The sequence below is a fragment of the Arthrobacter sp. NPDC057013 genome (assembly GCF_042674585.1).
Taxonomy (GTDB): domain Bacteria; phylum Actinomycetota; class Actinomycetes; order Actinomycetales; family Micrococcaceae; genus Arthrobacter.
This window is the reverse complement of the sequence record NZ_JBHUSE010000031.1, coordinates 1-17,833: the sequence shown is the minus strand read 5'-3', so window position 1 is coordinate 17,833 and position 17,833 is coordinate 1. Positions and strand designations below refer to the sequence as shown.

The 17,833-nt window shown below is 64.9% G+C and carries 16 protein-coding genes and 1 pseudogene; 6 read left to right on the top strand and 11 right to left on the bottom strand.

What is annotated here, in order from left to right:
• Positions 1–112: 112 nt before the first annotated feature.
• A complete protein-coding gene (locus ACFTSA_RS23480; RefSeq protein WP_377954437.1) occupies positions 113–2,665 on the bottom strand; it encodes a S8 family peptidase in 2,553 nt (850 codons plus the stop codon).
• A complete protein-coding gene (locus ACFTSA_RS23475) occupies positions 2,658–3,665 on the bottom strand; it encodes an AAA family ATPase (RefSeq protein WP_377954436.1) in 1,008 nt (335 codons plus the stop codon). The genes ACFTSA_RS23480 and ACFTSA_RS23475 overlap by 8 nt, the downstream gene beginning before the upstream one ends.
• 417 nt (positions 3,666–4,082) lie before the next feature.
• Between ACFTSA_RS23475 and ACFTSA_RS23470 the strand changes: the two genes are divergently transcribed.
• On the top strand, positions 4,083–4,928 hold the full coding sequence (locus ACFTSA_RS23470) for a hypothetical protein (RefSeq protein ID WP_377954434.1): 846 nt from the start codon (positions 4,083–4,085) through the stop codon (positions 4,926–4,928).
• A gap of 414 nt (positions 4,929–5,342) precedes the next feature.
• Here the strand turns inward: ACFTSA_RS23470 and nagA are convergent, their stop codons facing one another.
• Genes nagA through ACFTSA_RS23450 form a run of 4 tightly spaced genes read right to left on the bottom strand, consistent with a single transcriptional unit; the run spans position 5,343 to position 10,037 of the window.
• Complete coding sequence (gene nagA, locus ACFTSA_RS23465; protein WP_377954433.1) at positions 5,343–6,491, bottom strand: N-acetylglucosamine-6-phosphate deacetylase; 1,149 nt, start codon at positions 6,489–6,491, stop codon at positions 5,343–5,345.
• Positions 6,488–7,555 carry an SIS domain-containing protein gene (locus ACFTSA_RS23460; protein WP_377954431.1) on the bottom strand — a complete coding sequence of 356 codons (1,068 nt, stop codon included), beginning with the start codon at positions 7,553–7,555 and terminating at the stop codon, positions 6,488–6,490. Before ACFTSA_RS23460 ends, nagA begins: the two co-directional genes overlap by 4 nt.
• A gap of 41 nt (positions 7,556–7,596) precedes the next feature.
• Positions 7,597–8,559 (bottom strand): N-acetylglucosamine kinase, encoded by a 963-nt coding sequence (locus ACFTSA_RS23455; protein ID WP_377954449.1) that lies wholly within the window; start codon positions 8,557–8,559, stop codon positions 7,597–7,599.
• Positions 8,559–10,037 carry a sugar porter family MFS transporter gene (locus tag ACFTSA_RS23450; RefSeq protein ID WP_377954447.1) on the bottom strand — a complete coding sequence of 493 codons (1,479 nt, stop codon included), beginning with the start codon at positions 10,035–10,037 and terminating at the stop codon, positions 8,559–8,561. Before ACFTSA_RS23450 ends, ACFTSA_RS23455 begins: the two co-directional genes overlap by 1 nt.
• A 67-nt stretch (positions 10,038–10,104) precedes the next feature.
• Here ACFTSA_RS23450 and ACFTSA_RS23445 point away from each other — a divergent pair, with 67 nt between their 5' ends.
• A complete protein-coding gene (locus ACFTSA_RS23445; protein ID WP_377954429.1) occupies positions 10,105–10,821 on the top strand; it encodes a GntR family transcriptional regulator in 717 nt (238 codons plus the stop codon).
• 157 nt (positions 10,822–10,978) lie between these two features.
• Positions 10,979–11,446, top strand: coding sequence for a hypothetical protein (locus ACFTSA_RS23440; RefSeq protein ID WP_377954428.1), 468 nt, complete (start codon positions 10,979–10,981; stop codon positions 11,444–11,446).
• An 82-nt stretch (positions 11,447–11,528) separates the two neighbouring features.
• On the opposite strand, the gene ACFTSA_RS23435 is transcribed toward ACFTSA_RS23440, so the two are convergent.
• Together ACFTSA_RS23435 and ACFTSA_RS23430 are read right to left on the bottom strand one after the other, a co-directional pair.
• A complete protein-coding gene (locus ACFTSA_RS23435) occupies positions 11,529–12,692 on the bottom strand; it encodes an ABC transporter substrate-binding protein (RefSeq protein WP_377954426.1) in 1,164 nt (387 codons plus the stop codon).
• 180 nt (positions 12,693–12,872) lie between these two features.
• Positions 12,873–13,487, bottom strand: a complete 615-nt coding sequence (locus ACFTSA_RS23430; protein WP_377954425.1) for a DUF6919 domain-containing protein — start codon at positions 13,485–13,487, stop codon at positions 12,873–12,875.
• Positions 13,488–13,676: 189 nt separating this feature from the next.
• On the opposite strand from ACFTSA_RS23430, the gene ACFTSA_RS23425 reads away from it, so the two are divergent.
• Positions 13,677–14,711 (top strand): ABC transporter substrate-binding protein, encoded by a 1,035-nt coding sequence (locus ACFTSA_RS23425; RefSeq protein WP_377954424.1) that lies wholly within the window; start codon positions 13,677–13,679, stop codon positions 14,709–14,711.
• Positions 14,712–14,722: 11 nt separating this feature from the next.
• Here ACFTSA_RS23425 and ACFTSA_RS23420 read toward each other — a convergent pair whose 3' ends face one another.
• Positions 14,723–15,367: an NADPH-dependent F420 reductase gene (locus ACFTSA_RS23420; protein WP_377954423.1), complete on the bottom strand. Its 645-nt coding sequence runs from the start codon at positions 15,365–15,367 to the stop codon at positions 14,723–14,725.
• A 266-nt stretch (positions 15,368–15,633) separates the two neighbouring features.
• Here ACFTSA_RS23420 and ACFTSA_RS23415 point away from each other — a divergent pair, with 266 nt between their 5' ends.
• Positions 15,634–16,647 (top strand): pirin family protein, encoded by a 1,014-nt coding sequence (locus tag ACFTSA_RS23415; RefSeq protein WP_377954422.1) that lies wholly within the window; start codon positions 15,634–15,636, stop codon positions 16,645–16,647.
• Positions 16,648–16,674: 27 nt separating this feature from the next.
• Positions 16,675–17,022, top strand: coding sequence for a GNAT family N-acetyltransferase (locus tag ACFTSA_RS23410; protein WP_377954421.1), 348 nt, complete (start codon positions 16,675–16,677; stop codon positions 17,020–17,022).
• A gap of 34 nt (positions 17,023–17,056) precedes the next feature.
• On the opposite strand, the gene ACFTSA_RS23405 is transcribed toward ACFTSA_RS23410, so the two are convergent.
• Together ACFTSA_RS23405 and ACFTSA_RS23400 are read right to left on the bottom strand one after the other, a co-directional pair.
• On the bottom strand, positions 17,057–17,629 hold the full coding sequence (locus tag ACFTSA_RS23405; RefSeq protein ID WP_377954420.1) for an MOSC domain-containing protein: 573 nt from the start codon (positions 17,627–17,629) through the stop codon (positions 17,057–17,059).
• Positions 17,630–17,671: 42 nt separating this feature from the next.
• A pseudogene (locus tag ACFTSA_RS23400) lies at positions 17,672–17,833 on the bottom strand (lipoyl synthase); the annotation flags it as partial.

Here is a 17,833-nt window from a genome sequence, read left to right as displayed (position 1 = left end):
GACAGTCCTGCCCATCGCAGCTCCCCTTGGGCCGTATTATCGCTGACAGGGTCAGTTTCGTGGGCGGACTGACCTACAACCCCAGGGAAAGTAACATCGCCGACTTGCGAGCCTAAACGCCTTCAATCTCAATGGGAAGCTGAATCTCGGTAGCGATGGGCGTGTAAAGATCGACATCCTGCTCAGGCGCTTTGATTGAGACAATCAGCGAATATCGGACTGGTAAATCGAGTCGATCCTTTCGGAGATTCCGTTTCCACCATCCACCAACCGGATATACCGCGAGTACTCCGCTGGCGGCGAGTTCTTGGCCTGAGCCTTCCCATATGTCCTGGTGCAGAGATCCAAGATTTCGCTGATTTGGTCCGATCATCCATCTAGCCGTGCTCGATGAGGAAGCCGACGTAGGGTCTTCATCATTTTCTGCATCCCGATTGATTCGTGCAATGAATTCATTCTCGGTTTCTGTGGGCGCTTTGAGCTCAAACCGGAGGAGGTGCGAGGCGTACGAATACTTCTGTCGCCACCCCCTTCTAGATGCCGAGGGCTCAACGAAGTACGAGAGGGTAACCTTGAGAGTCACGTCGTCGGCCGCGATACTCTCCAACACCTCAGTTGGCCATGGCATCGAATGCAGCCGGAACTTACGCATCTTATACTCAGCGCCCTCGAAGGGGACGAACGTGTCCTGAGTAACGAGGGTTACAGATTGTCGAGATGACCGCAGGACCGCGTCCTCGGTGGGTACGCCCCATCCGTACCGCCGGAGTAGTGAGAGTTTGGGTTCCTTCTTCGTTCCCGTGGAATCCAACTCGGCCCTCATTGCAGGGGTCCACTCCGCCGCGTGAACTAGCAGGCCGCGTATCGTTTCCGGCCAATATTCGGGGTAATGGGCCATTGCAATTGCGGCTAGGCGAGATGCTTGGGCAGTGGCTGCGCTCGTAGCATTCGCAGAGGTAAGAGCAAGATCGCTGTGGACGCCCGTAGACCGTAAAGATAAGGCTGGGTGACGCTCATGGAACCCGTTTGCCCCGTCGGTAAGGACGTTGCCGCCTTCAAAACAAATGTCCGGCTTGATGGGCCAGTTCTTCTTCCCGAACAGGAGTGATGTCCGGCTGTGGGGCGAGAGCTCGCCCTCGGCGGCCATTGCCGTCCAGCCTTGAAAGGCTGGATCCGTCGGTAAAGTGACTATTTCCGTATGCGCTCCAACGGTAAGTGCATTCCACGCCTGCGCCGGATCTTCGACTGCAGAGGTGTCGGATTCAGTACGATGGTCGGCCTGATAGCTGTCGACGTTCCCGGCAGCGATCATCATCAGCCTGCTAGCGTTGGCATCCGGCAGCGTAAGCAGCTGTATTTGTTCGCCGTCACGAACGATGTCTGTGCCGACGGCAAGTGCGTCCACCGTTGAGGACCACAGGGTGGGTACACCAGGACGGTCGGGGGCGGTGGAGACGGGCATGCAGAAGACTCGGCGACGTTGCTTGGTTGCCTCAGTTCGCGCCACAGCATCAACCGTGACGGTTCCAAAATCCAAGGGGTCAGTCATCGGTTCCCCCCTTTGGGGCAACACGCGAACTGACTCAAGTCGGTGATGCAATTGCACAGACCCAGTCCCGGCCAGTAGATCATCGAGGGGCCCGAAGAGCGCGAGTCCGGCCATGGAAGTGCCATGCCCTGCCAGGTCGTAGCCGGATGTGCCGATCACCGTGTGCAGATCTTCCTCATCCAGTGAGCCGGCAATCAGCCTGTGGCTACGTGCTACTCCTGTATCAAGGTGGCAAACCGCAGGAGCGTCTGGCGGCGCTGGGCTTATCCGCGAAGCAAGGTCATCGACATACTCATCTTGTTCTTCTGGAAACAGATCTTCTACTGTATCGACGAACTCCGGCCGTCGAATTTCGGCAATAGGAATGCTGGTGAAAAGGAGTGTCTCGAGCTGGGCCCATGTTGCCTCAATCCAAACGACGACCCGGTCGTTGAACGCGAGAGAGCGATTGAGCAACCTTAGATTCCATGCTGTCGCCAGAGCATGCAGGGAGTCGGCCTTATTCTCTGCGGGGTCGAGCCAGAGCTCCCACCAGTGCTTTCCTTGCTTAGGCGGATCACCTTTGGACTGCCAAAGATCATCCAGGATGGTCTGACGAATTCGGGAGATGTTCGCGACGAGGGCACGATTGGCCGGGTTTCCGTCGGGAGTCTCCCACTTGTCCTTTGCAGCCTGGGTACTTTTCTTCGCCAGATAGTCCTCGAAAATTTTGAGGAACTGGGGGCGGTAGGCGTCGGCGATCCAAACTACGGCCCGCTCTGGCTGGTCTACAGTACCCGGCTGAACTGACAAGAGCAGCCACTGCGGCACCTTGGGCCTAACGGTATGGCGGGAGAATGTTTGTAAGGACTCGATTTTCAAGGGGTAAGCGGCATCCTCCCCTTCCAGAGTGATTATGCTGCCCAAGGCTTGGAGCTCGTCAGCGCTGAGGCGGACGTTGCTGCGAGCTTCATCAATGTCTGAGAAAGTTTCCTGAAGCTGGCCCTTAATAGTGATTCCGTGCGCCCTGTACTCAACGGGGCGTATCTTCGGGTTCCCTTGTCCACCGCGGGAGAACTCTTCGTTTCGTGCCCTGTCTGCGACATATAGATGAGTGAGGTGTCGAAGTTCAGCCACTGCTAGCCATTCGACGGGTGTCGAGGGCCCGGACCATGTCAGCAGCCCCGATGACGGTCTGTCCGCGCATTAGCACCGCTTTGGCTGTTGCCTCTGAGGCCTTAACCAGATCAGCGTGGCTTAGACCCTCTGCATGTGCATCGACCTTTTCCCAACGCATTCCCTTCGCGAGCGATCCGAGGCGGCCCTTGATGACGGCGCGTGCCTGGTTCTTGTCGGGCAGGTGGTAAGTCAGAACCATGTCGAATCTTCTAAAGAGCGCTCTGTCGAGGATCGACCGATGATTGGTAGCGGCCACGACGATACTTTCTGGACTCGACTGCTCGAGAAAGACCAAGAAGGAGCTGAGAATCCGTCTAGCCTCCCCAACGTCGTTTCCCGAACGATCGCCGCCTAGGGCATCGAACTCATCAAACAGGTAGACGCCGCGACGTTCGGCGACGGCGTCAAATACAAGACGTAGCTTGCCTGCAGTCTCTCCCATGTATTTGCTTAGGAGACTGTCAAGCCGAACGGTGAACATCGGCAGGGACAGCTCGCGCGCGAGCACAGCAGCGGTCATCGTCTTCCCGGTCCCTGGGGGGCCTTCCAGAAGAAGCCGATGCGTGGGATCGAATCCGTGATCGAGGAGAGTCTTTCGCTGACGCTGTTCAGCTATAACTTGTCTGAGCCGCTCAACGAGATCCGCAGGGCCGACGAGGTTCCGCAAAGTAACATCCGGATGGGTCACCTCGATGAGATCAGCCAAATCACCGCGGGGTTTGGCCAGCTTAGTCACGTTGTCTCTTGGCGTGGCCTGACGTGAAGCATCAACGGCCTTCTTGATGCCATCTGCGAGAACATGATGACCCTGGCGGGCTTCGCGGGCGGCAATCTGGAGTGCGACAGAGTAGAAGGATGAGTCGTCACCCGAGGCGTGGCTTCGGACCATTGCAGTTATGTGTTCCCCCAGCCCAGCCATTACGCCTCCTCCGAGCTCCCGTTGATTGTGAATTCCCATAGGAAAGTCTACGGGAGAGCGGAACAGTGTCTGAGAACGGCGCGGTGGCTAGGAGGGTGCACCTCGCGTGACAGTCGAGTGTTGTTCATGTGCAGGGGAGTCTCTCCCTTGGCCGGGCGGGCTCGCCGACAGTGGACGCACCTATAGAATTTATCCACTAGCGCCCAGAACGCATGCTAAGCAACTTAAAACATTGGTCGTCATCGGGATTCTGATGAAGTACTAGCTCGGGAAGAAATGACTAGATCTGCAATACGAGGAAACGGCGACAAGAATTCCGTTGTAAAGAACTTCCTTCGCCTTCTTGTTCCAAAGACTGCGTCGTCGGGTAAGCGGCGAGATCAGGCCCTCGAGTTCCAGCAAACGGTAGAACACCAGAAGCGTGTGGTTTCCGGCTTAGTGCCCATAATCCCGGCCTTGGCGGTAGTCTACGTAACTATTAATGTGTTGGTTCAAACTAGAGGGGACAAGAACCTTGCGCTGGCGATAGTAACCAACTTGCCATTGGGCTCCTTAGCAATGGTAGTTCTACTATCTGCATCAAGCTTATTTTTGATCGGCATGTTGCTGGCCGGCCCGACCGTGGCTCTAGATTCGACCTACACCGCTCCTGTTCGCAGGTTTTTCTCGATCTTGACTCTGGCATGCGCTCTCATGCACGCCCTTACGGCTTCACTTGTATTTTCATTGGTGTTTCTCGGTTTTGCATACATCAACTGGAGGCTGAGCGTAACTAGCCGGGAGCGCTTGATCTCCTTTGATCAATGGCTCGATCACAAGGCAGGACCAGAAGATGCTGGCCTATACGAGATTTGGATTAAAGCGCGCGCATTGTCCCAGTCAGCCGAGGGTGCCGCCTGCGAGAATGTTGAGAAGCTAAGTAGGTTGAAAAGGGAAATGCGCGACCGGCACAGAGCAATTCGAGGCGCGGCGCAGCCGGACTTCCGAAATGCTGTCTACCGCTCTGGGTCCATATTGATTTCCACTTACGGACTGATGCTGCTGACCACTCCAGTGCAGCTTGGCCCGACCGAGATAGTCCAGTTCAAGTCTGGCCCTTCAGTGACGGGCTATGTTCTGATCGCGAATGAGGACCGCGGCATCGTCTTCGACCCCAAATCGAGAACCGCCAAATCCATTGTGGCCTCAGATATATCGCGCCGCTTGGTTTGCACCCGCCATCCAGGTTGGTCATCGCTCACTCTCGGCGATTTGGATAGGTTAGACCAGTTTAGTTGGGATTCTCGTGAGACGTGTGCGTAATCCTAGAGCGCCGAAAGTCACCGATAAGAGGTATTCGGCTGGCAACGTGGACGCCGGAATTAGTCAGCTGAACATGTCGAGCTCAGTTCCAGCTCCCAACCTGGCCTAGGGGCAGCGACGCTAGGCTGCCTGTGACGGCAAATTGGGGCGGCGACGAAGTCAATCACACCGAAATCGGCGCAAGTAGGGTGCCGAGAGCCTCGCGACGTACCTGCTGGGGGTGGGCGAAGTGATTCATCTGATGAGATACGCAGAGTTCTACCTTACATAACGGCGGTTATCGGCCCATGGTCATGAGAAGAAGCCCGATCTTCACTGCTAACACCCTCGGATTCTCCCGCCCTCTGCTGTCGGCGAGGCTGGCAGTTGGAGCCACCTGGCTAGCCACGCATCGGGACTGAGGTTGGGACAAGCTCAACCAGCGGAGTCCGCCAGCATCAGCCACCGGCCCGCCTTCATCACGGCAGCCACCTCAAGCCTAGGGCTGAGCACCACCAAATCCGCCTGGAGCCCGGCCTCAATCCGGCCGACGTCGGAGAGTCCCAGCATGTCCGCCGGGTTCTGGCTGGCGGCGCGGACGGCGTCGGCGAGCGGGATGCCGGCGTCGTGGACGGCGTGCCGGACGGCCGCGTCCAGCGTGAGGATGCTGCCGGCGATGGTGCCGTCGCTGACCAGGCGGGCCTCGCCGCCGGCCACCCGGACGTCCAGCCCGCCCAGCTGGTACCTGCCTTCCTGCGCGCAGGCCGCGGCCATGGCGTCGGTGACGAAGACGGCGCGCGCCGGGCTGGCGGCAATGAAGCGGACCAGGGACGGGTGGAGGTGGACGCCGTCGGCAATCACCTCGGCAAACACCGCGGGGTCCTCCAGCAGGGCCAGTGCCGGGCCGGGTTCCCGGTGGTGCAGCGGCCGCATCGCGTTGAACACGTGCGTCCCCGCGGTGGCCCCAGCGGCAATCGCCTGCCGGGCCAGGTCGTAGCCGGCGCCGGTGTGTCCGATGGCCGCGACGGCGCCGTAGCCGGTGATCTGCCGGATGGCGGCCAGGCCGCCTTCCAGTTCAGGCGCGATCGTCACCATCCGGACGGTGCCGCGCCCGGCCAGCATCAGCCGGTCGACGGCGGCCGGTTCCGGGGCGAGCAGAAGGTCCTCGGTGTGGGCGCCCCGGTGGTCGGGGCTGAGCCACGGGCCCTCCAGGTGGATCCCGGCCAGGACGCCTTCCTCCACAAGTGCGGCGAGCGCGGCCACCGCCTTCTCAAGCTGCGTGAGCGGGGCGGTGACCAGGCTGGCCATCAGGGTGGTGGTGCCGTGCGAGCGGTGCACGTCGGCGATCCGGACCGCGGCGGCAGCGGGGTCGGCGTCGTTGAAGCTGAAGCCGCCGCCGCCGTGGATGTGGGCGTCCACGAAGCCGGGCGCGAGGGTGGCGTCCGGGAAATCGGCGTCGGGCGTCCGGGTGGGCAGCCCGGGACCCGCAGCGGTGATCCGGCCGCCGTCGGTCTCCACCCAGCCGGGGTCCAGCACGGTGTCCGGCAGGATGACCCGGAAAGCGGAAATGAGCGTGGGACTCACCAGGTTTCCGTGATCTTGAGCAGGCCGCGGGGAGCATCGGGGTCCCGGTGGCGGGACGCCGCCATCGCATGTGCCAGCCGCTGCAGGGGCATGATCTCCAGGATCGGTGAGAGCTGCTCGTGCACGGCCGGCAGCGGCACCACGTGGTTCAGCGGGCGGGCAGCCCTGGCATCGCCCACCAGGCAGACGTCCGCGCCGCGTTCGGCGAGGCGGTCCAGCACCGGATGCAGGGCACGGCCGCCGGCGCCGGGCGAGGCGACGGCGATGACGGGCCGGTCGGCGTCGATCATGGCGAAGGGCCCGTGCAGCAGGTCCGCGCCAGAGAAGGCGTGTGCGGCCAGGTAGGACGTTTCCATCAGTTTCAGTGCCGCCTCCCGTGCGGTGGGATAGGAGAAGCCGCGTCCGGTGGTGATGATGTGGTTTACGAAGCGGTAGCGGTCTGCCACCTCAAGTATCTCCGGCCGGGCCAGGACATCGGCGGCGAGACGCGGCAGGCCGGCAGCTTCCGAGCCGTTTCCTCCGGCCCACGCGTCGATCAGTTGCCACAGCGCCAGCAACTGCGACGTGTAGCTCTTGGTCGCGGCGACGGCGTGCTCCGGACCGGCGAGGATGTCCAGGTGATGCCGGGCGGCAGCGGCCAGCGGCGAGGCCGGTGCGTTTGTGACGGCCACGGTGAGGGCGCCGCCCCGGGCGGCAGCGGCGGTGGAGTCCACGAGGTCGGGGGAACCGCCGGACTGGCTGACCGCCAGCCACAGCACCCCGTCCATTTTCGGTTCGGCGCCGTACACCGTAAGGCTCGACGGCGAGGCCAGCCCTGCCGGCAGCCCCAGCACCGTCTCGATGAGGTACTTCGCGTACAGGGCCGCGTGGTCGCTGGTGCCGCGGGCGGCCAGGAGGACGTACCGGATGTCCGCGTCCCGGAGGACGCCGGCCAGGCGGGTGATCGCGGGGCGCCCGTGCTCAAGCAGCCGGGCCAGCGACTCCGGCTGTTCCAGGATTTCGGCGGCCATCAGGGAACCGGGAAGCGGGGAAGCGGCGGTGATGTCGGTGTGCGGGGCAGTCATGGGTCTCCTTGGGGATCAGCGGGGTATTTGGTGAGGGTGGATCAGGCGGGAATGGTGGTGGCTGGCCGGTGCGGTGAGCCGGCAAACTGGCCGGCCAGCTCCACGGCGCCCCAGGCGGGCGCACGGTCCAGCACGCGGACGTCGGTGTGGCCGCCGGCTGCCAGCAGCTCCCCCACCTGGATGGCCAACGACGGCTGGTTCACCAGCATGCCGCCGGCCAGCAGCACGGAGGCATTTTCCGGAATGGTGCCCAGCCGCCGGTTCACCGTCAGGGCCAGGCGGGCGAGATGCCGGGCGGCGTCGTCGGCGATGGCGGCGCTCGCAGCGTCCGAGGCTGCGAGGCCGAACACGATGCCTGCCAGTCCGGCCCAGTACCGGCGCTCCGGCCGGCGGTAGAACAGGTCCAGCAGGTCGCCGGGTTCCGCGGCCCCGGTCCGCGCCAAAAGCTGGGACGTCAGCGGCCCTGCGGGCAGGCCGTCGTCGGAGTCCTGCAGGGCGTTGCGGACCGCACTGCGGGCCACGGCGTAGCCGCTGCCTTCGTCGCCGAGCAGATAGCCCCAGCCGCCGGCGCGCGCTTCTCTGCCGTCGCCGGCCTTCGCCCACGCGGCGGAGCCGGTGCCGGAGATGAGGACGGTGCCCGCGGTGAGGCCGGCGGCCGCGAGGATGATGCGGGTGTCGTGGTCCACAAGGACCCGCGCTCCTGGGAACCGGCGGGAGAGCAGGCCGGCCAGCTGTTCCCGGGCGGCCGGCGTGTCAGCGCCCGCGGCACCGGCATGCACGGTGTCGATGCGGTGGCCTGCGGGATCACCGATGCCGAGCTGCCCGGCGAGGTCGTCCAGCGCCGCGGCGGCCTCATCCCGTCCGACGGAGGCGATGTTTGCACTGCCCGCCGTGCATTCGGCGAGCTGCCGGGGAACTCTTGTCCCGCCGTCGTCCGTTCCAACCTCCGCCAGGATGGCGTGGGTCTTGGAACCGCCGATATCCAGGCCGAGGACGCGCGGCATCACTTGGCCGCCGGCTTGCTGCTGCTGCCGGTGCTGCCGCTGGCTTCCGGCCAGCGGGCGCCGTTTTCCCAGTAGTGGCGGATTTCCTCGAGGTTCCGGCCCTTGGTTTCGGGGGCGAGGCGGTGGACGAAGATGAAGCCGGCGATGGCCAGCGCGCCGAATACCGCGAACGTGCCGGCGCCGCCCAGCTGCTGCAGCATGGTCAGGAAGAAGGCCGCCACGATCACGTTGGCCACCAGGTCCGAGGTCAGCATGGCGCTGGCGCCCAGGGACCGCAGCCGGGCGGGGAAGGACTCCCCGGCGTAGACCCAGACCAGCGCGCCGAAGCCGAACGTGAAGCCGACCGTGAACAGCAGCACCCCGAGGAAGCCCACCACGGTCAGGATGCCGCCGAAGTCACGCCCGGCCATGAAGACGCCCACCAGGATGGCGTTGGCCGCGATCATCATGCCGATGCCGCCGAGCAGGATGGGGCGGCGGCCCACGCGGTCCACGAGGGACAGTGAGACGAATACCGCCACCAGGGAGGCGGCCTGGACCAGGGCGGGCAGCAGCAGAAGGGCGGCGTTGCCGGTGAAGCCCATGGCCTCAAAGATCCGGGGGCTGTAGTAGACCACGGCGTTGATGCCGGTGATCTGGATGAAGAAGCCGAGCCCGACGACGAACACGGTCGCCTTCAGGTACGGCGAGCGGAGCATCTCGCGCAGGCCGCCGCCGCGCTCTTCGCCGATGGCGCGGCGCATGTCCGCCAGTTCGGCGTCGACGTCGGTATCCGGCTCGATCGAGCTGAGGGTGCGGCGGGCGTCCCCCGTCCGGCCGCGCATCATGTACCAGCGGGCGGTGTCGGGGAGGCGGAGGGTGACGGCGAGGACCGCGAGGGCAGGGACGGCGGCCAGGCCCAGCATCAGCCGCCAGTTCTCGGTGGAGGACAGGACGTACGCGGCCAGGTAGCCGATGATGATGCCGATGACGGTGGCCACCTGGTATGCCACGAGCAGGGCGCCGCGCACCTTGGGCGGCGCTGACTCCGCCACGAAGACGGGGACCACCACCACGGAAACGCCGATGGTCAGGCCCAGGAGCAGCCGGGCAACGAGCAGCATGGGCACGTCGGCGGCGAGGGCGCTGAGCACCGCGAACGCGGCATACGCTCCGGCCACGCCCACCATGCAGGCCTTGCGGCCCAGTTTGTTGGCGAGCCAGCCGCCGAGGACGGCGCCCAGGACTTCGCCGACGACGACGGCGGTGGTCACCAGCTCCTGTTGGCTGGTGGAGAGCTGGAACTCCTTGGTGATGAACAGCAGGGCGCCGGCGATATTCGACAGATCGTAGCCGTAGATTATGCCGATGGTGGCGGCGGTGCCGCCGACCAAGAGGCCGAGGCGGGGCGTCTTGCGCAGGTCTTGCAGGAACGACATCTTTGGGTCCTTGGAAGTCGGATTGGGGGATTGGGCTTGGGTTCTACCGCAAACTGAAATTGGTGTAAACCAATTTCAATCATTTTGGCCTAGACCAATTTTCGTGTCAATAGGTACCATCAGATTCATGGAAACCTCCGCGGCCGCCGCCCTGCCCAAGTACTACGTACTCAAGGAGCAGATCCTTACCCTCATCGAGGACGCGGTGCCCGGAACGCTGATCCCCACCGAGCGCGCCCTCGCCGAGCAGTACGGGACGTCCCGCACTACGGTCCGGCAGGCCATCGGCGAACTGGTGGCCGAGGGCCGCCTGGACCGGACGCAGGGGAGGGGTACCTATGTGGCCCCACCCAAGGTGACTCACGTCCGGCAGCTCACGTCCTTTTCCGACGACGCCGCGAGCCAGGGCCTCACCGCTGCGGCCCGGATCATCGATGTGAGCGTGCTGCCGGCCGATCCGGCAACCGCGCGCCGGCTGGCGGTGGAACCCGGAACGGACATCCACCGGGTGGAACGGATCAGGCTGGTGGACAGCGAGCCGCTGGCGCACGAGATCGCGTTCCTTGCCGGGCCGCTCCCGGACCTCGAGCGGACAGTGGCGGAACGCGGCTCCCTGTACGCGGCCCTGCGCGAGGACTACGGAATCCGGATCGCCGAGGTGGAGGACACCGTGGAGACGAAGCTGGCCGGGCCCGCCGAGGTGCAGCTTCTCGACGTCGAAATGGGCGCCCCCATGCTGCTGGTCCACCGCCTCGGGTTCACCCAGGACGGGCGGCCCGTGGAGTGGACCGAGTCGGTGTTCCGGGGGGACAGGTTCCGTTTTGTGGCGCGGATGCACGTCTGAACTGGGTGTTTGTTACGCCCAACTGCGGAAAGTGAAGCAGTGTTGCGTTGCAAGACGGCGGGTTTCGCCGGGCGTTGTGAAGCAAGTTACTCGGTGGTTGTGTAAGTCCATAATCATCGACGGGGCGGCGCAACGCCCTCCCTGGATCGAGGGGCACATGATCACAGCTTTGGTTCACAGAATCCGGACCCAATGCGGCGCGGAACTCAGCACGTTCCGGAGCCAGGTGCACGCACTGGCGAGTCAGGAGATCGGGTCCGGAGGCCTGGATGCCGCGGCCACTACCATGGCCCGCCGGCCGTGCCTGGCCACCCCGGGAGTTTCCGTGGACATCGTCGGCTTCACCTGCCCCCGTTCCTCCGGGGGCCGGCCTTCGGTGCGCGTTGCGGTGTCCATGAGCCTGCAGCCGGGCCGGAGGGCCTCGGCCGTCCACTGGGAAGAGGCCCATGCCTGGGCCGGAGCCGTGGCCGGCGGGGAATGGGCTGCCGCCGAATATGTCGGAAGCCAGGAAAGCCCGGACGGAATGGTTTTTCACTACGCGTTGAAAGACGAGGAGGACCCGTACGCCGTGCCTGAGTACTCGGCCGTGCCGGCATACTCGGCGGACTATTCGACGGCGTTGTAAGAGTTCGGATTAACCCAAAAGGATCCGGCGGGAATGTTCCCGCCGGATCCTTTTGTCTTGCCGGTTTGCCTGTCGTGTCAGGTTACTCCTTGCCCAGCCCTGCGGCAGAGGTCTTTTCACCGGTGACTTCGTTCAGCTTGGCCAGATCGAAGATGCCGTTGAGGTCGGCCTGCTTGGTGGTCCCGGCGTCGACGCCGTCCTGCAGAAGCTTCTTGAACGCTCCGGCCAGCGGGTCCACCGTGAACACGATGTTCTTCAGCGAGCGGTCAATGACTTCCTGCGGGAGGGCCTTGCCGGCAGCTTCCTTCAGGGCCGCGTTCACTTCCTTGGCCTTCTCGGCGGCCGGGGTGCTGTTGAGCCACTTCACGGCTTCGACGTGGCCCTTGAGCAGGGCTTCCACGGTCTGCGGGTGCTCGGCAGCGAACTTCTTGTTCACGATCAGGATGGTGGTGGGGAACTCGCCGGGCTTGCCGGTCAGCGAGCCGTCCCACAGGTCCTTCTCATCCACCAGGACCTTGGCGCCGGCCTGGAGCACCAGACGCGACGCCCACGGCTCAGGCAACCACGCGCCGTCGAGCTTGCCGTTCTGGAACAGCTTCAGGGTCTGCGCGTTTTCGGTGGGGTTGATGGCAACGTCCCCGCCGCCGTCGGTGTTGGTCTTGTAGCCCTGCTTGCCGAGCCAGGCGCGGAGCGCCACGTCCTGGGTGCCGCCGAGCTGGGGCGAAGCGAGGGTCTTGCCTTTGAGGTCGGCCGCGGTCTTGATCTCTGGCTTGACCACCAACTGGGCACCGCCGGAAGCTGCCCCCGCGATGATGCTGATGGATTCGCCCTTGCTCTTGACGAACGAATTGATGGCGGGGTTCGGGCCGATGTAAGTGGCGTCGATCGCGCCGGCGTTCAGCGCCTCGATCGCGGCCGGGCCGGCGTTGAAGACCTGCGTGCTGAGCTTGGTGTCGCCGAGCTCCTTGGCGATGAAGCCCTTCTGGACGCCGACCAGCGCGGCGGCGTGGGTGATGTTCCCGAAGTAGCCCAGCTTCAGCTCGGTTGCGGGGCTGGTGACGGCGGCCGCGTTGGCCGACCCGGGGGTGGCGTTGTTGGCGGCCGTGGTGGCGACGGCGACGCCTGCGGCCAGGACTGCGAGGATGCCGGCGGCGATGGCGATCTTGAGCCCGCTGGGGCGTTTGCGGCCGCTTGGCTGGCCCGCGGCGATCCGGGTGGACCCCGGGTTCTCGGGTGACGAAGACATGATGTTTCCTTTTCGGATGATGGAGCGGAGGGGATGGCGCTGAGCGTTGGATTGAGAGTACGGAGGCCAATCCGTCGGCCACAATGGCTGCCGACGCAGGCGTTCACGCGGCGTCGCAATCGTTCATCCGGACGGTCGTATAGCTTCATTCGGCGTCGCAGAGCGTTAAAAATCGGGGTCTTACAGCTCGTTCGGGGCGGACTGCAGAGTATCCAGGACGGCGGGCAGGAGGTGCTGTTGCCGGCCCCAGACCGGGTCAAGGAGTTCGACGTACCAGGAGTCGGCCAGCACGAGGGCGAGCGTCTCGTTACTCTCGCGGGCCCAGTCCTGGATCTGCTCCGACTCAACCGGATTTTCGCTGCTTCCCAGAACGGTGACCAATTCGCCGTCGTGCAGTGTGACCGGAACGGAGGCCTGGCTGACTTCTCCCGGTGCGTGCGCGATGGCAATGAATTCCGTCCGTGCCGACAGCCGCAGCAGGAGGGCCGCCGACTCCGCGGAGCAGAAACCGGTGACGTACTCGCGCTGGGCATGGCCCGCGTCGGGGCCGAAGCCGGGCTGGGATTCCTTCGTGAACAGCCCGCTGCGGTTGAGCTCAGCCAGCTGGCCTGCGATGGGCAGGGTCTCGTCGTCGAAGCACGGGGCGAGGGTTCCGGGCTGGTATTCGCTGGTGCCCTCAAGCCACCGCGCGGTCAGCTCCCCGGCTGCGGCGAGGGTGCCCGCCTGCCGCCACACTTCACGATCTGCGAGGAGCCTGCCGTAGCTGTCACGTTCGGTGGTGAATTGATCGCTCATACTCGATGCTAGGCGCGGTCCCCGGTTGTCCGGCAGGCTGAATGACGACTTCGAACGCCGTGTGAATCGCGGTTACGCCGTGTATCTTCCGGTTTCCCCGCGCTTTGACCGCTTCTTTTTGCCGCCGGATAGTTGCTGCCACAACCTTTCGCATTCATTGCTTTTTATTGCTACTCCCAGGGGGCAACCATGGTCCGTCAGTCTCTCAAGTCCCGCACGGGCGCACTTCAGCCTGGCTTCAAGCCGGCCGTGGGCCTGGCCCTCGCCGCCACGAGCCTGCTGGCGCTCTCCGCCTGCTCCGATCCCGGAGCTGCGGCGGCAGGCGCCGCAGCGTCCGCGAACGCGCCGGCCGCCACAAACACCGCCACATCGACTGCCAAGACCTTTAACCTGACGCCCGAACAGGACAGGTTCCCCGTCGCGGTGGACGAGAAAGCCGCGGCGCTGGTTCCGGAAGCCATCAAGAAGGACGGCAAGCTGACGGTTGCGGTCAGCCCGTTCGCTCCGCCGCTTGCGGTCTATGCCACGGACAACAAGACTCCGGTGGGCAACGAGGTGGACATCGCCGTCGCGCTGGCCCAGACGCTGGGGCTGGAAGCAGAGATCGTGCCCACCGCCTGGGCCGACTGGCCCCTCGGCGTCGAATCGGGCAAGTATGAGGCGGTCCTCTCCAACGTCACCGTGACGGAGGAGCGCAAGCTCAAGTTCGACTTCGCCAGCTACCGCGACGACAAGCTCGGCTTCTACGCCAAGAGCGGCAGCGACATCACCAAGGTCGAATCCGCCCCCGACGTTGCCGGCAAGCGCGTCATCGTCGGCTCAGGCACCAACCAGGAATCCATCCTGCTGCGCTGGGACGAGGAGAACAAGGCCAAGGGGCTGAAGCCGGTCGAGTTCCAGTACTACGACGACGACTCCGCCTCGAACCTGGCGCTGCAGTCCGGCCGCGCGGACCTGACGTTCGGCCCGAATGCCACGGCCGCCTACAAGGCAGCCACCGACGAGAAGACCAAGCTGGTGGGCCTGGTGGACGGTGGCTGGCCGCTGAAGGCGAGCATCGCTGCCACCACCAAGAAGGGCAACGGCTTCGCCGCAGCCGCCCAGGCCGGCCTGAACCACCTGATCGAGGACGGCACCTACGGCAAAATCCTGGACCGCTGGGGCCTCTCTTCGGAGGCCGTCGCCAAGTCGGAGCTGAACCCGGCGGGCCTGCCGAAGAGTTAGCTGCCTGCCGGCTAGCTGGCCGGGACCACCTTCAGCGCCGAGTTCCACTGGAACTCGGGCAGCTGGTCGTTGGCCGAAAGCAGTATGTGCAGGAACCCGGCCTGTTCGAGCTGGCGGGCCCGGCGCTGGGGTCCGACGACGATCGGCCGGAGGCCGCCCGCCGAGGCGAACTCCGCCACGGCCCGCACGGCGTCCTCGTCGTCACCCGCGATGAGGACGTCGAGCTGCTGGCCGGCCACGCCGCCGGAGGACAGTGTCCCGGCGAAGGTGGTGTTGAAGGCCTTCACCACCTTGGCTCCGGTGGATTTCTGGAGCTCTTCGGCCGCAGAGCTGCCCTCGGGGACGCTGAGTCCTTCGAAGGTGGACGTGTCCACCGGGTTGGTGATGTCCACGTACACCTTGCCGTCGAGTCCGCTGCCGTACTTTGCCACCACGGCCTTGGCGGGATCGTAGTACACGGCGGGAATCACGACAGCGCCGCTGAGGTCATCGCCCACCACGCCGGTGGTCACCTGGCCCCCAAGCTCGGCCGCGAGGGCATCGGCCTTCGACTTGTCCTCGTGGGCGAGCAGTTGGACACTCTTGCCGCCTGCAATGGCGCGGGTCGCGAGCCCGCGCGCCATGTTGCCGGTTCCGATGATGGTGATGTCGGTCATTGTGTTCTTCTTCCTCGATTGGGCGAGACACGCACTGCTCCTTCGCAGCTCCCACCCAGTGTCCTTCCATGGGTTTGAAGCGTCAACAAAATTTTGGGGTTACTTTCCCCGCCCTGCCCTGTAGGTTTGACGAGGTACTGAAACCGGATAAAGTGTATGCAAATGCATGAACTGTCGGTTTTGTTCGACGGCGTCGGGCCGCCGGCGCGAGGCCTGCTAAGGAGTCCCATGTTCCACCCGTTTTTCCTGGATGAATCTGAGCCGGCATGAGCAATCTGGAAACCTTCCCCGAGGAGATCGTCTGCACCGAGGGGGACCATGCGGAAGCGGTGGAATTCCTGGCCCCCCGGAACGTTCCCTTGGGCGGCCCGCGGGCCATGCCGGTGCGCCGGACCCTGCCCCAGAAGCAGCGCAGCCTCATCGGCGCCTGGTGCTTCCTGGACCACTACGGCCCGGACCTCGTCCCGGAGTCGGGCGGCATGAAGGTCCCGCGCCATCCCCACACGGGCCTGGCGACGGTGAGCTGGCTGTTCACCGGCAACGTCGCCCACCGCGACTCGGCCGGGTACGAGGCAATCGTCCGTCCCGGACAAGTCAACCTCATGGTCGCCGGGCGGGGGATCTCGCACCAGGAGTTCTCCACCCCGGATAGCGGTGTCCTCCACGGCGCCCAGCTGTGGTATGCCCTGCCCGAGGAAACCAGGAACATGGCCCCGACCTTCCAGCACTATGCCCCGGAGCCGGTGCAGGGAGAAGGCAGCGAGTTGCGGGTCTTCCTCGGTTCAATGGCAGGATCGTCCTCGCCCGTCACCACCTACACTCCGCCGCTGCTCGGTGCCGAGGCGGTGCTGCACGCCGGCGGACGGCTCGAACTGGACCTTGACCCGTCCTTCGAACACGGAATCCTGCTCGACACCGGTGACGTTTCCGTCGACGGGACGGCCATGGCGGTTGACCACCTGCACTACCTGCGCCCCGGCCGGACCAGGATTGCGCTGGAGGCCGGGCAGGCGCCTGCCCGGCTGCTGATCCTCGGCGGAGAGCCGCTCGGTGAACAGATCGTCATGTGGTGGAACTTCGTCGGGCGCACCCACGAGGAAGTGGTCGCCTACCGTGCGGCCTGGCAGGCAGAGATCGGCGCCGAGCCAGCCGACCCTCCGCCGGGCGATACTTACCCGGACGGTGCCCCGTTCCCCCGCTTCGGGCCTTTCCCGGAAGGGTATCCGGCGCCACTGCCTGCCCCAGCACTGCCCAACGCCCGGCTTCGGCCCCGCGGCTAACCGACCATCCGCCCCAGGAGGAGACCCTTGGAACAAGCAACAACCCTGACCGTCCGGAACGTCCCGCAGCGCCGCCGCTACGAGCTCAGCGACGGCGGCACCGTCATTGGGAAAGCGCACTACCTGCCGTATGACGGGGGACAGGGGCCGGAGCGGATTTTCTACCACACGACCGTCAGCGAGGACTACGCCGGGCAGGGCCTGGCTGCGCGCCTGGTCCAGGATGCGCTGGACGATACCCTGGACGCCGGGATCGCCGTCGTGCCCGTTTGCCCGTACGTCAAGCTGTGGCTGCGCAAGCACCCGGAGTACCAGCAGCGCGCCGCCCTGGTTCGCCCCGAGCACCTGGCGGCCCTCGAGAACGCGCAACGGTAACGGCAGCAGTGTTGGCTGGCCCGCCGTCGTCGCTTTACGGCAGCCGGCCGGGCCGGAGCAGGCTCGGATTGCCGGCCTGTTCGGGCTCCAGTTGCACCGGACTGACCAGCACAGCAGGCCCGCGGTGCAGCACGCCGTCGGATAGCGCCCGGCAGCGCATTCCGCCGCGCCCTCTCATGGCGGCGTGGGCGCCCGGTGCGAGCATCCGATCCATCCACGCGCAGGGGTGGGCGGGCCGCCCGCCTTTGAACCGCACCACGTCCCCCTGAGATTCCAGCGCGAAGTCCTGGCCCAGCAGCGGGGCCAGGTGCGCACCCCGCAGGATCACATTGCGCCGGGTCAGCAGCGGGTCGAACGGTCCGGCGCCGAGTTCGTTGGCAATGGCTTCGAGGGCCTCCACCGCGAACAGGGTGACCGCGGCGTCCATGTGCGCGGCCTTGCCGAAGAACCTGTCCCCGACAATGCCCTTGCCCGCCACGATTTCAACCCGGCCGGCATCCGCTGTCGGCACCTCAGCGGCACCGTCACGTGCCCGGCCGAAGTAGGCATGCACCGGGGAAACGAGCAGATGCAGGACGTCCACGTCGTACCGGTAGGTTGCCGTCATGCAATAACGCTACCGCGGTTGGGGGTCCGGTCAGGCCGGAGTTCAGGCCGGCCTCGCGAGCAGGGAGCTGGCTTCCTGGCGGGTGGTTCCGGAGTCCTGGATGCCGTCTGCGATGTGGGCGAGTTCGGCGGGGATGTCGCGTCCTTTTTTGCGCATGGCGGTGGCCCAGAGCCGGCCGGCGCGGTAGGAGGAGCGGACCAGGGG

Coding starts and splice junctions, on each gene's coding strand:
- ACFTSA_RS23405 (WP_377954420.1), bottom strand. CDS start 17,629: ATGACGGCAACCTACCGGTACGACGTGGACGTCCTGCATCTGCTCGTT.
- ACFTSA_RS23435 (WP_377954426.1), bottom strand. CDS start 12,692: ATGTCTTCGTCACCCGAGAACCCGGGGTCCACCCGGATCGCCGCGGGC.
- ACFTSA_RS23475 (WP_377954436.1), bottom strand. CDS start 3,665: ATGGGAATTCACAATCAACGGGAGCTCGGAGGAGGCGTAATGGCTGGG.
- ACFTSA_RS23425 (WP_377954424.1), top strand. CDS start 13,677: ATGGTCCGTCAGTCTCTCAAGTCCCGCACGGGCGCACTTCAGCCTGGC.
- ACFTSA_RS23430 (WP_377954425.1), bottom strand. CDS start 13,487: ATGAGCGATCAATTCACCACCGAACGTGACAGCTACGGCAGGCTCCTC.
- ACFTSA_RS23440 (WP_377954428.1), top strand. CDS start 10,979: ATGATCACAGCTTTGGTTCACAGAATCCGGACCCAATGCGGCGCGGAA.
- ACFTSA_RS23420 (WP_377954423.1), bottom strand. CDS start 15,367: ATGACCGACATCACCATCATCGGAACCGGCAACATGGCGCGCGGGCTC.
- ACFTSA_RS23445 (WP_377954429.1), top strand. CDS start 10,105: ATGGAAACCTCCGCGGCCGCCGCCCTGCCCAAGTACTACGTACTCAAG.
- ACFTSA_RS23460 (WP_377954431.1), bottom strand. CDS start 7,555: ATGACTGCCCCGCACACCGACATCACCGCCGCTTCCCCGCTTCCCGGT.
- ACFTSA_RS23455 (WP_377954449.1), bottom strand. CDS start 8,559: ATGCCGCGCGTCCTCGGCCTGGATATCGGCGGTTCCAAGACCCACGCC.
- ACFTSA_RS23415 (WP_377954422.1), top strand. CDS start 15,634: ATGAGCAATCTGGAAACCTTCCCCGAGGAGATCGTCTGCACCGAGGGG.